At 37.8% G+C, this 12473-nt stretch carries 11 protein-coding genes and 1 tRNA gene; 5 read left to right on the plus strand and 7 right to left on the minus strand.

The window, feature by feature from the left end:
- Positions 1–19 precede the first annotated feature (19 nt).
- The 4 genes from ACTJKN_RS08680 to ACTJKN_RS08695 form a co-directional block, all read right to left on the minus strand.
- Positions 20–1033, minus strand: coding sequence for a hypothetical protein (locus ACTJKN_RS08680; RefSeq protein ID WP_440824129.1), 1014 nt, complete (start codon positions 1031–1033; stop codon positions 20–22).
- The gene (locus ACTJKN_RS08685; protein ID WP_440824131.1) at positions 1026–1820 is read right to left on the minus strand and encodes a fimbrial biogenesis chaperone; all 795 of its coding nucleotides are present in this window, start codon (positions 1818–1820) and stop codon (positions 1026–1028) included. Before ACTJKN_RS08685 ends, ACTJKN_RS08680 begins: the two co-directional genes overlap by 8 nt.
- Before the next feature lie 91 nt (positions 1821–1911).
- A complete protein-coding gene (locus ACTJKN_RS08690; protein WP_426328870.1) occupies positions 1912–2448 on the minus strand; it encodes a hypothetical protein in 537 nt (178 codons plus the stop codon).
- 435 nt (positions 2449–2883) lie between these two features.
- Positions 2884–3762, minus strand: a complete 879-nt coding sequence (locus tag ACTJKN_RS08695) for a helix-turn-helix domain-containing protein (RefSeq protein WP_440824133.1) — start codon at positions 3760–3762, stop codon at positions 2884–2886.
- A 659-nt stretch (positions 3763–4421) separates the two neighbouring features.
- Between ACTJKN_RS08695 and ACTJKN_RS08700 the strand changes: the two genes are divergently transcribed.
- From ACTJKN_RS08700 to ACTJKN_RS08710, 3 genes are all read left to right on the plus strand, one after another.
- A tRNA-Lys gene (locus tag ACTJKN_RS08700) sits at positions 4422–4494 on the plus strand.
- Between the two features lie 1150 nt (positions 4495–5644).
- Positions 5645–6667 carry an SDR family NAD(P)-dependent oxidoreductase gene (locus ACTJKN_RS08705; protein WP_440824135.1) on the plus strand — a complete coding sequence of 341 codons (1023 nt, stop codon included), beginning with the start codon at positions 5645–5647 and terminating at the stop codon, positions 6665–6667.
- Positions 6668–6697: 30 nt separating this feature from the next.
- A complete protein-coding gene (locus ACTJKN_RS08710) occupies positions 6698–7504 on the plus strand; it encodes an AraC family transcriptional regulator (RefSeq protein ID WP_440824137.1) in 807 nt (268 codons plus the stop codon).
- Between the two features lie 41 nt (positions 7505–7545).
- Here the strand turns inward: ACTJKN_RS08710 and ACTJKN_RS08715 are convergent, their stop codons facing one another.
- Complete coding sequence (locus tag ACTJKN_RS08715) at positions 7546–8526, minus strand: GlxA family transcriptional regulator (protein ID WP_440824138.1); 981 nt, start codon at positions 8524–8526, stop codon at positions 7546–7548.
- 178 nt (positions 8527–8704) lie between these two features.
- Here ACTJKN_RS08715 and ACTJKN_RS08720 point away from each other — a divergent pair, with 178 nt between their 5' ends.
- Positions 8705–9199, plus strand: a complete 495-nt coding sequence (locus tag ACTJKN_RS08720; RefSeq protein ID WP_440824139.1) for an SRPBCC family protein — start codon at positions 8705–8707, stop codon at positions 9197–9199.
- Positions 9200–9257: 58 nt separating this feature from the next.
- Here the strand turns inward: ACTJKN_RS08720 and ACTJKN_RS08725 are convergent, their stop codons facing one another.
- A complete protein-coding gene (locus ACTJKN_RS08725) occupies positions 9258–9623 on the minus strand; it encodes a helix-turn-helix domain-containing protein (protein ID WP_440824141.1) in 366 nt (121 codons plus the stop codon).
- 11 nt (positions 9624–9634) lie between these two features.
- Positions 9635–11578 (minus strand): LTA synthase family protein, encoded by a 1944-nt coding sequence (locus ACTJKN_RS08730; RefSeq protein WP_440824143.1) that lies wholly within the window; start codon positions 11576–11578, stop codon positions 9635–9637.
- Between the two features lie 242 nt (positions 11579–11820).
- Between ACTJKN_RS08730 and ACTJKN_RS08735 the strand changes: the two genes are divergently transcribed.
- Entirely contained in the window at positions 11821–12444 is a 624-nt protein-coding gene (locus ACTJKN_RS08735; RefSeq protein WP_440824145.1) for an HD domain-containing protein, read from the plus strand.
- Positions 12445–12473: the final 29 nt, after the last annotated feature.

A 12473-nucleotide genomic window follows, 5' to 3' on the forward strand; every position in this document is an offset into this window, starting at 1 on the left:
AAAAATGCCATTTTAGTATTTACTGTGGAATAATCTCGTAGATTAATATGCCACTATAATTATTGGGCACCGCATTCATCAGCCTGTTATCGTTTGCTTTGGTAAAATAGCGGAGATTGTATCTGTAAGCCTGGGCAATGGTGGTACTGCTTCCGCCGGTGCCAATAGTCTGGCTGGTTTCTGATAATGCTACGGTGGTTCCGGCAGAACTGCCTGCGCTTAGCTGTAAATTTACAACCGATACTGGAAGGCTATTGTTACCGGCGGTGAAATTTGCACTGCTGGTTCTCACCTGAATAGCATAAGGGGTAGCTGCAGTTACGGTTAGTCCGTCTGCATAACTAACCGAAGCACCATTGGTATAATCGGCCATTGTTTTCAATTCCAGCAATCCCGATCTGGCATTGTTTTGAATCTGAATGCCATAACTTGCCGGCGTAGTATAATTACCATCCGGACGGATCTGCATACCATTTACGGCGCTAGAGCGGCCAAGCTCTGTTCCGTTGTTATCCAGCAGAACAAAAGCCAGATTAATGGAGTAGGCCTGCCAGGTTTTTAGCGCATCAAGATAGGAACCTCCCTCAAGGATCACATCAATAGTGATCACAATGTTTTTATAAAATTCATCCTGGTGATTTGATAAAGGGTAATTGGATGAACTGATCAATAAAGCTTGGATGCCAGGTGAATTTAATGGAACAGGGGTAGTGCCACTGCCGATCTGCTGAAAGGTTGCACCGTTGATGGCGCTCAGTTTTAACTTAATTTTATTGTATGCAAGCGTTTTACCCTCACTATTGGTAATCTGCTGATTTAAAACTGTAGCCAGGCTCCATTTAGGATAGGTTTTGTTGTTTCCTTCGAGCGAAATCTGAACCTGATAAGCATTGCTAAAGGTCTGTGTTTGCGAAGAACTTACCTGCATGTAATTCTGGTTGCTGGCAGCAATCCGTGGCTGTGCCATAGCCTGTTGTAGAAGGCCAGCCATCAAAATAATAATAGCAGTAAGCGAAATGCTGTTTCTATTCATGTTTAAACTCGAGTTCAGCTAGTTTTACGGTAGCATCATCGCCATAATTTAACACGGCAGAAGCTACGTATTCCCCTTTTTCGAGTGTTTGGGGAAGGGTAAAATAAATATCGCGTTTATCGCCTGGCAGAGAATAAAAAATAATGTCTTTCAAGGTCGTTTTTTTTCCGGTTTGCCTGTTTAGTAATTCGCAGCTGGCGGTGCCATCAGCCCAAACATTGCCAATATTGGCAAATTTTAGTACCAGTTCTTCTTTAACCTTTGCAAAATTTTCGATATCCAGATTTGCATTCCTACTAATCGGAAGCCTTTGGTATAATTTAATACCGGTACGAACAGCTACTTTAATATTGGTACCTTTCTGGCTAACATCATCAACCGGATTAAGCTGACTTACATAAAGCATGGCCGTATGCACCGCGATGCTATCTTTTAAGTTTGCTGGCGGTGCGAGCTGAATTTCAATATCGCGGTGTTCGCCCGGTGCAAGTGAAAAAAACGATGAAGGAAGAATGGCTACCCACTTTGCACATGATGTAGGCGTACTGCCTGCATTATGGATCAGATTGTTCCCTTTTTCATCATAAGACCAATCATTTAGTGAAATGCTTAAATCCAGTGTAGAAGTTTTGCTTACATTACTTACCGTAATTTTCTGACGCTGTGATTCTCCGGGCGCTACTGTGAAGTACACCCTTGGTGGAGTTACCGATAAGCCCGTTTGTGCATGCCCCACATTGGAAAGCATTAACATCAAAAGCGGCATAAAACAAAATATTTTTTTCATAACAGCGGCGGATGATTTTAGAAAGGCAAATATACAACAAAGGCAACTTTGAGTATCTCCCAAAATTGCCTCTGTGTAGATTTATTTATAACTAGTTTGCCTCAATAGTATAGGTCACAGTTGTAGTATATACTGTAGGGTTTTCAGTTTTGAAATATTTATCAACGTATTTCTGAGCACCAGCAGCTTTATAGGTAATGTTAAAGTTTTTGTTCACACTTCCGGTATTGCTCGAAATAATCATTTGGTCTGTATTGCTCAGGTTACGTGGAGTATAAGTAGCGTTAGCCAATTGGTTACTGGTACCAGCTAATGGACTAATAGTTACATCATTCGCATCAATATTTGCTTTTGCGCCAGTTAGGTTAGCCGATGCTGATTTTACTTTAACGACAAATGCACCAGTACTGTAAACTGTTAAGTGATCGGCTTCTGCTAAACTTACTCCATCAGTATAGTCAGCAGTGGTTTTGTAATCAAGGTTTACTGTTTTTTGGGTAGTGTTAACAGTAATGGTTTGAATAGGGTAAAGACGGATATTAAGTGTTGCGTTATCAGTTTGTGCAATGGCTACTTTTCCAACCAATGTTAATGCGATTACTGAGATACTTAAAAGGAATGATTTCATGATCTTTGATTAATTATTTTGCTTTTTAAAATTTTATGCTATTTTTGTTATACCAACCAAAAAGAAAGACTTGTTTCAGTCTGTAAATTTTATGTTACTTTCTCTGTTTGAATGGAGTGCAAAGGTATCGCTATTCCGAATCGAGAAAATATGAAAAATAACCAAAAACATATTAAAAAAAGCAGACAAGGCTGAATCTTTGTTTTTTTTAGATAATCATCTGATAATCAGTATTTTATTTTTTATATTTTAATGTTGATAATTGTCAAACATTTTCATCTTGTCTGTCTGGATAGTCGATACGAGGAGATTTTTGACTGTTTTTAGCGAGTACATAATGCGGCAAAACGCCTAAACTTGCGTGATAGTTTGATTTTTTTAAACCAGTTTTGTGGCCAGAGAAAAGAAATATAAATTTGAAACAGGAAGAGACTTCTATCCGGCGTGGATACTTAACTGAAGATTTCTGTATTTTTTTGGACTGTAACCAGAATGTTTAGTAAAAAAAGCGCTAAAATTATTTTCCTCTGTAAAACCCATACTGTAGCTAATTTCTTTTATGGTAAGTGCACTATGAGCCAGTTTACTTTTAGCTTCCTCAAAAATCTTTTCAGTTACCAGCTGTTTGGCAGAACGGCCATAAATATTTGTAATGGCTTGATTTAGTTTTCTCGGTGTGGTTTTTAAAGCATTGGCATAATAATCTAACTTCTTTTCTTTTTGATAATGAATGTGCAGCAGTTCGCGAAATCGGTTTGCAATATCACGGTCTTCGTTATTATTGTAGTGGATTTCAGGAGTTTGAAGTCCCTGCGAAAGAAAAGTAGATCTTAAAAGAATGGCCTGAACCGCATTGTGCATGATGTCGCTCATCAGGGGAACCATGGGTTGATTGGTCAGGTTTTCGAGAAAAACCATTTGAAGTTCAACATATTCTCCGATATCGATTGAAGGTTTGCTGATGTAAATTTTACTTAAATCAAAAAAAAGAGCATTATTCTGTATAAAATAGGCATCATTTGGCGTGCGCGCATAAAAGCCATAATCAAAAAATATAACCCAAAATTCACCCTCTTGCTCAGGAATAAAAGAATGAAAGCGATCTGGCCCAATAAAAAGGAAATGATTGAGGGGTACCGGGATTCTTTCATTTTCGATGCAATGCAAAGCAGGTTTCCCAATGGAAAAAAGTACAAAAAAATAGGGCCAGCGCCTAAGGCTACTGATATCCTTAAAATGAGATTTTAAGTTGGTTGAACGGCAAACATGGATATGATCTTTGGTTATAAAATCTATCCTTTCACTGATATTCATAATGAGATGACAATTTGTAAAGTGCCAGACTTTTAAAGTGACAGGCAATTGCTAATATATAGTTTTCTAGCTATAAAAAAGCTTGGTTGATGGCTAAAATTTAAAATAAATCTCCACCCATTAATGCCAGCAATACAATGGTGTTGTGCTCACTTATATTTTGAGGTATTGGCATTGCCACCCCAGCTTTTTATGCTGTCGGTCCGGCTAAAGTTAAGACTGGTTAGGTGGGGGTAGTTTCTTGGGGCGATGTGAAATCGCTTGCAGCCGGATGCAACGTTAAGCTTAATGTACTTTTGGTTTTTAGTATTGCCTGTACTGTAATGTTATTTGCGAATTAAGTTTAAAAGGAATACAGTATTGGTTGGAATTGATACTGGCTTGCTGTGCCATTGTAGCCAAATTGAAAAAATAAACAGGAAGCAAAAGATTTTTTTGAGCGTTAAAAAAGTAATTTTCGAGATATTTATTGATTTCTACAGAAAAAGTAGAGAAAAACAGATAAATTATGATTTTTTTATAGCGGTTTAACCGCATGAGCCATAAAGATTTAACCGTGTTCCATTTCGTTAATGTTAAGTTTTTATTAAATAGATTGTCTTTGTTCTTTGCAGGAATGAATTTAATTTCTAACTTCGCAGCCTCGAAAGGGACAAAATGATTCCGTAGCTCAGCTGGTAGAGCATTACACTTTTAATGTAGTGGTCCTGGGTTCGAATCCCAGCGGGATCACAGAAGACCTCACAGCAATGTGAGGTTTTTTTGTTTTATTCCCATTGGGATTCGAATAGAAGCGCTGGCCTGGGTTCAATTTGTAAAAGGCTCAGGGCCGAGTTCGGGATTTTGCAGGGCTGAGCCAATCCCAGCGGGATCACAAAAGACCTCACGGCAAAGTGAGATTTTCGCTAAAAACAGCCCTGGTTTCATCATCGCGACCAATTTTTTGGGCCTACTGGTCACTGCACTTCACGTTAAAATGGTCACTCGGCTCATTTTATTGGCTTTAAACTTCTGAAAAGCAGGGTTGGATTTTAATGGTCGTTTCGTTTGGAGAAAGGAAATGGAGATACGCTAATAGCCTTAAATCAAAAAAATGTATTTCTTATTCTGATGTGTTTTTTTAAGAGGGCTGATTTGCCATACATCGTCTACGACACAGGTCTAGACCAACAATACCTTACGATAGCCTTCTCTTTACATTTTATTTAGCTATTGTTAACACGCTGATCTAAAGCGACGCAAATCTTTGACCTACCAGATCTATATCAGGGCTATAACTCAACCCAAGCAAGTGCGAAGCAGTATGCAAGCAAGTAGCCGGTAAGCCATAAGCAAGCCTGGCCGGAAGGTGGCCTAAACGTGGGGTAAATGTGGCGTAAAGGTGGATTTTGGAATATTTTTTTTTGGGGATTTTAATCAGATGGATTGATTTGGGTTATCATCCCTTTTTGATTATCCTAATATACTAAAATTATGACTGTTTGGAATGGAATTATCAAATTAACGGGCAAACGGGATCTTGTCTTTTACAGTTTAAATCCTCTTTTGTGATAATCTCCATGTGCATAATAATTCCCTCCTTAAATTAATCTGTAATGTTTTGCATGATTTTAAGCACTTCACTTTTTTTGAAATACACACGCCTGTGCAAGCGCAAAAAGGCAAACCCTTTTTTGGCCGGATGACAAAAGAACAGATCGGTGTTTTTTCTTATAAACACACCGATCATCACTTAAGACAGTTTGGTGTTTAACTCTTCTGCTGCCGACTGCACTTTGGATGTTAAAAGTTGATATTTTAAACAAAGTAAGATTGGCGTTTTGAACAAAGCTAGACCTGTTGTTGTCCGTTATTTTTGTTGTGAAATAAAACAATAGAAAAAATGGAAAGTAAAAATAATTACAACGGTGCATTACAACAGCCAATAGGCTCAGGGTTTAATGCTACATCTACAACCACTGATGTGATAACTGGCATTAACCTTAAAGGAAAAACGGCAATCATCACTGGCGGTTATGCTGGTATAGGTTTAGAAACTACCAAAACATTTGTACAAGCAGGTGCTAAGGTAATTGTACCTGCCCGCGACATTGAAAAAGCGAAGCGGAATTTAGTCGGCCTGGCCAATGTAGAGGTGGAGGTTATGGATTTAATGGATTATCATTCAATTAATGCCTTTGCAGGAAAATTTTTAGCAAGTGGACAGCCGCTTGATCTTTTGATTAATAACGCGGGTATTATGTGGGTACCCCTGCGCAGAGACGCAAGAGGTTATGAGTCGCAGCTTTCTACCAATCATTTGGGGCATTTTCAGCTTACGGCTAAATTATGGACAGCGCTGAAAAAAGCTGATAGGGCCAGGGTGGTAAATGTTTCTTCTTATGGTCACCAGATTGCGCCTTTCAATTTTGAAGATCCTAACTTTGAACATCGGCAATATGAAACTTTACTGGGCTACGGACAATCGAAAACCGCCAATAACCTTTTTTCAGTCGAACTGGATGCACGTGGTGCAAAATCTGGCATCAGGGCTTATGCCGTACATCCCGGCTCGGTTAACCATACCGATTTAGGAAGAGAAGCACCTATGGAGCTTTTCCAACAAATGGGTACACATGATGCTGATGGTAATATTTTTCCAGCGGTAGAAAAGAAACTGAAACAACTTACACAAGGTGCTGCTACAACGGTTTGGTGTGCTACAAGCCCATTAATTAATGAAATTGGGGGAGTATATTGCGAAGATGCTGATATAGCGGAGTTAGATTTGGGTAATATTGAACACTTGATGTCTGAGCCATCAACCTTGCATGGCGTAAGGTCTTATTCGGTTGATGAAATAAATGCAAAACGGTTATGGAGTTTGAGTGAGGAAATGCTCGATATAACATTCAACGCCGATTAATTAAAACCAATTATTTGTATTTTAGCAACAATGGAGTTTCAAACAAAATATATCACTTCAGAGATTAAACTCTCTTGTTATGAAGACAAGTTGTTTAAAACTGAAGTGGTTTTCGACAATCATATGCTGATATGGTTTATCTCAGGAGAAACTAAAATTATTGAGGCCAATAAAGAACATGTGTTTAATGCGGGAGATATTTTTTTGATCCCCCGAAATCAACTGGCCACAATCATCAATTACCCAAAAGATGGGCTGCCGCATAAAACAGTGGTAATGCATTTATCGGCAAAACGGTTAAGGGATTTTTACGCAGATATAGAGGTGAAAAATAAAGTACAGGTATCACAGCAAATATTGAGTTTTAGCCATCATCCATTACTGAAAAGCTGCCTGGCATCTTTGATCCCTTATTTTGATCTTCAGGAAACTTTTCCAGAACATATTGCTGCATTAAAAATAAATGAAGCCATTAGTATTCTTCGGTTTATCGATCCTAAAATTGATAATGTGCTGTCTGATTTTCGGGAGCCTGGTAAAATTGATCTGGTTGACTTTATGGAAAAAAACTATATGTTTAATATGCCTCTGGAGAAATTTGGATACCTTATGGGCCGGAGTTTATCTACTTTTAACCGCGATTTTAGAAAAGCATTTAACCGTTCTCCACAAAGATGGCTAACTCAAAAAAGATTGGAACTGGCCCATTATCAACTTGTAGAAAAGCATAAAAAACCTGTTGAGGTATATATGGAATCTGGTTTTGAAGATTTGTCGCATTTCTCTTTCGCCTTTAAAAAAGAATTTGGATATGCACCTTCTACCTTAGTAAAGTAAAATATGATCATCAGGCAACAGGAGCGTATTGCCTGATGATTTTACATTACCATTTCCTTATTGTACCGATTTCGATATTCCAGTGGAGATATTCCTGTGATTTTCCGAAATACCTCTCTAAAGGCTTTTACATCGGCATAACCCACCTCATACATTACTTCATTAACGGTTTTTCTAGTGCATTCTAGAGCCTTTTTGGCCGATTCTATTTTGGCGCGTTGCAAATATTCTATTGGTGTGTTTCCCGTTGCCTTGATAAATCTTCTATCAAAACTTCTCCTGCCAACCGCAAACCTGGTAGATAAGTCTTCTACAGATATTTTTTGTTGCAGGTGGTTTTCGATATAACATTGTGCTTCTTTTACCATTTCATCGCCATGCAGTTTTTGCCCTTTAAAAATAATAAAGGTGGATTGGCTTTGTCTGTCCATTTCAATCTGGAAAACCTTTGAGCAGAAAATGGCCGTTTGTCTATCGAAGTATTTTTCAACCAGATAAAGCAGGAGGTTTAAGAAAGAATATGCTCCTCCATTGGTATAAATGCCATTTTCATCAGTAATTAGTTTATCGGGCTGTAAATTTACCTTTGGGAACATTTTACTGAAATTATCCGCTACAATCCAGTGAGTGGAACAGGTTTTACCGTCTAATAAACCAGTTGATGCCAATAGGAATGCACCGGTGCAAACACTCGCTATTTCAGCACCGTTTTTATACTGCATGGCAATCCATCCGATCAGTTCTTTATTCCCTTCCATTGCCTGCTGGTAGTTGTGGTTTAAAGAAGGGATAATCACAAGATCGGTTTTGGTTATAGTTGAAATATGTCTGTGCGGTTTCACCGAAAACAAACCATCATAGAAATCGACGGCTTTGGAAATACCTGCCAACTCAATTTTGAATAACTGTGTTTTGCCGTTTTCCTGCCAATAGGCATTAGCCCTGCTTAGTATTTTGTACGAACCAACAATACTACTTAAGTTGTTCGGGCCGTCGGGTACAAGGATGGTAATGTGTTTCATCTTAATGATTTTACATGATGTTGGTTTAGCATCAATTTGCTATTTCTGTAATAAAGATAAAACTTAATGCTGTCCAAATCAACCCGCTACAATGTCTATTTTACACCCTGCTTGCAACGCATATTGCAGTTAAATTTGTTTTGTTCTAATCAATCTTAAATTTAACAACAGCAGAACCATGGAAAAGCAAGATTTTACAGCCGCCATTTTGGTAGATCAAAGTCCGAATGAGGCATTTAATGCAATCACAAATGTTAGCGGATGGTGGTCGGAAGCTATTGAAGGAGCTACCGATATCATTAACGCCGAATCCGTTTATCATTATAGAGATATTCATTACTGTAAAATGAAATTGATAGAAATGATTCCAGATCAAAAGGTAGTTTGGTTAATATTGGATAACTACTTTAAGTTTACAACCGATAAAAGCGAATGGATTGGTACGAAGTTGGTTTTCGATATTACTAAAAAAGGCGAACAAACCGCTGTAACTTTTACGCACGAGGGCTTGGTACCGCAGTACGAATGTTATGAAATTTGCAGGGAAGCCTGGACTAACTACATAAAAGAAAGCTTGTGTAAGTTGATTACCACAGGGAAGGGGGAGCCAAATCCTAAAGAAAACGATGGATTTAATACCGAATTGGCAAAAAAGTGGAAACTGGAAGCCTGATGATAACTGCAGCTTGTTCATTAAAACTGAACTTGCTGCAGATAAATTAAATTTATTGTTAGTGTTTCCGAAGATTCTCTAATGTGCCAATAATCTTCTTTTGGCTTTTAATGGTTTCTTCGTAAAGTTCGAGCAATTTATTTTTTTCTTTGATTAAATTTTTAAGCTCATTAAGCTCCTCATCACTTTGCACAAGGATATCGATTTCAAATTGAGCCAGATCTTCATCTTTACGATAGTATTCGAAAAAATTAATACCAAGTGCAATAGAGATTCTTATTAATAAATTGGTATCTACCGAGGCCGATTTAAGTAAAGTATCTACCCGATGTTTGCTAACACTTATTTTCTCGGCGAGTTGATCTCTACTCATCGATTTTGCCTTCATCTCTTTCCAGACCAGTAACCCAATATTTATGCCCATGGTTAAATTTATTAAGGTTTCTTTTTAGATTCAAAACCGTACAAACCATTTTGGTAGAGGTACGATGCCATCTGGTAATTTGATATAGCCTCATTAATCAATTTCTGATCTGCTGGTATGGCTACAGCATTTCCGTTCGTAAAATCGGGTTTGTAAGTAGTTGCTTTTTTATTCGGATCAAGAATAACCAGCTTATTATTTTTAATGTAACCTAAACTCTGGTAGGTGCTTATAAATGCCCTTTCTTCGCTATCTTTCATTTTAAATACATCCTGACCGAAAAACTTACTGTCGTAACTGAAATTGAGGTAGCCCAAAATGGTGGGGCCAATATCAATCTGTGCGGTGAGTTTCTCAAATTTGCCTGGTGCAATATGCCCTGGACTATAAAAAATCATAGGAATATGATATTTATCTACCGGTAACTGTACTTTACCAGCACTCGAAGCACAGTGATCAGCAACAATAACGAATAAGGTATTCGAAAACCAGGGTTTCTGTTTTGCTTCCCGTATAAACTTACCAATAGCGTAATCGGTATATTTAACAGCACCTTCTCTGCCAGTGTGTGATGGAATATCAATCCTCCCCTCGGGATAAGTGTATGGACGGTGGTTCGAAACCGTCATAATCTGTGCAAAGAAGGGTTTTTTGTCTTTATAATCTTTATCCAGTTCGCGTAACGAAAGTGTAAATAAATCTTCATCAGCAACCCCCCAGATATTAGAATAATGGATTTCTGAATCCTGTAGTGCACTTCTATCCGTTACCTGGTAACCATTGTTGGAAAAGAACTCGTTCATATTGTCGAAATACCCATAACCGCCATAAATAAACCTGCTATTGTAGCCTTTCGAACGAAATATGCTACCTAAGGTGAAGAGGTTTTTATTATCGGGACGTTTTACGATCGATTGCCCAGGGGTAGGTGGGATGCAAAGTGAAAGTGCTTCCAAACCGCGCACTGTACGCGTTCCCGAAGCGTATAAATTATTAAAGAGCAAACCTTCTTTTGCAAGTGAATCGAGCTGGGGTGTAATATGCTGTGTATTGCCAAATGCAGATAAAAATTCAGCGCTTAAGCTCTCTACGCTAATCAGTACCACATTCATTTTGTTTTGGATGCCTGCGTTATTTATCGCTCTGAATGTATTTTTAAATGTTCCGTTTTTGGCAGTAGAATCTTGTTGAAGCAAATTGCTCAGAATAGATTCGGCATTTTTAATCGGGAGGATTTTGTAAAAAGTATTGTAATCGAGCTGATTGTTCCAAAAAGCAAATCCAAAATCGTAAATGCCATTGCCAGAAAGCTCATTTACATATTGATTTTTACTGTGGTATTTCCATCTATGGCTTACCCCAAAATAAGTAAGAACAGGCAGGCACAAAAGAATCAATGCAATAATGGTTCGTTTGCCGAAACCGGTTTTATTGGTGGTAGACGTTGTGATAGATTTTCTTAAAAGATAAACGATTAGTGCTGTGATAATCACCAAAGCAACCATAATGCTGTTGATCGGGTACGATTGGCGGATGTTTCCAATAACCTCTGTGGTATATACCAGGTAATCGACAGCTATAAAGTTATAACGGACTGAAAATTCCTCCCAGAAGAACCATTCTGAAATGGCATTGAAGATTAGCGTGAAAACAACAAAGAAAAAATAAATGAACAATAATATCTTGTTGAATTTGCTGGCGTACCATTTAGAAGGGAGCAACCATAGGTAAATTACAATCGGAATTACCGCAAAAGACGCAGCAGCAAGGTCATACAATAGACCGATAACCAGAATTTTAAATAGGTTAAATATCGACCAATCAACAGATGATGCACTATAAATTAGTAAAGAAAGCCTCGTAATCAGCGATATGGCAGATAATAGTACGGTAACTAAAAAAACTGGTCCAAATCTCTGATGGAGTAATTTATTTGTTTTTGCTTTAATGCTCATATTAATGATGAATCCAAAGTTTGAAATTAACTTGCCAGACTTTGTAGTTGGCGAAGGTAAGTTTCAATTCTGAAGGAATTCTGAAGGTTTGGTTAGTGCCTAAAGGTATCACTTAAGTATTGCACTTAACGATTTATTAATAACGGAAAGAAACAGGTTTTCCAGGTCTTGGTAACAGGAATTCATGCTACAGTTTTTCTTCAGAATTGGAAGATACTATTGTATTGTTTATTGGTAGATAAATGGAAAAAGAGCAAGAAATATTGTTAAAAAAGGTTGACACATTCGTTAAAAAACTTCTAGAAAAGGAATTGCCAAAAAGTATGTACTTCCATAATTTCGAACATACTTTGCTGGTGGTAGATGGTGTTAAGACAATTGGTAGGCAAAGTAATGTTAATGAAAATGAATTGCTGACGCTTATTTTGGCAGCGTTTTTACATGATGTTGGCTATACTAAACAATACATTGGCCATGAGCTGGCCAGTGCCAAAATGGCTCAAGATTTTTTGCTGAAAAATGGCCTTGAACGCCATCAGATAAAATTGGTAAGCAACTGCATTCTTGCTACAAAATATCCTCAACTGCCAAACAACGATTTGGAGAAGATCATCTGCGATGCTGATTTTTATCATTTTTCCCTTCCAGATTATCTTGCTTTTGCGGCCAGGTTGAAAAGAGAATGGGAAGAAAACCTTCGTTTGGTACATAGCGACATGGAATGGGATGCCATCAATATCAAAATGCTTGTAGGGCATGAATACTTTACCACCTTTGGTAAACAGATATTGCAGGAGAAAAAAAATCTGAACATAGAAAAATTGATACAGCGGTTATACTTAACTGGTTTGGAACTGCATTTTTAATTTTCCAGTTTAAATGATTACTTTATGTC

The organism is Pedobacter sp. 22163 (assembly GCF_052045595.1).
Taxonomy (GTDB): Bacteria; Bacteroidota; Bacteroidia; order Sphingobacteriales; family Sphingobacteriaceae; genus Pedobacter.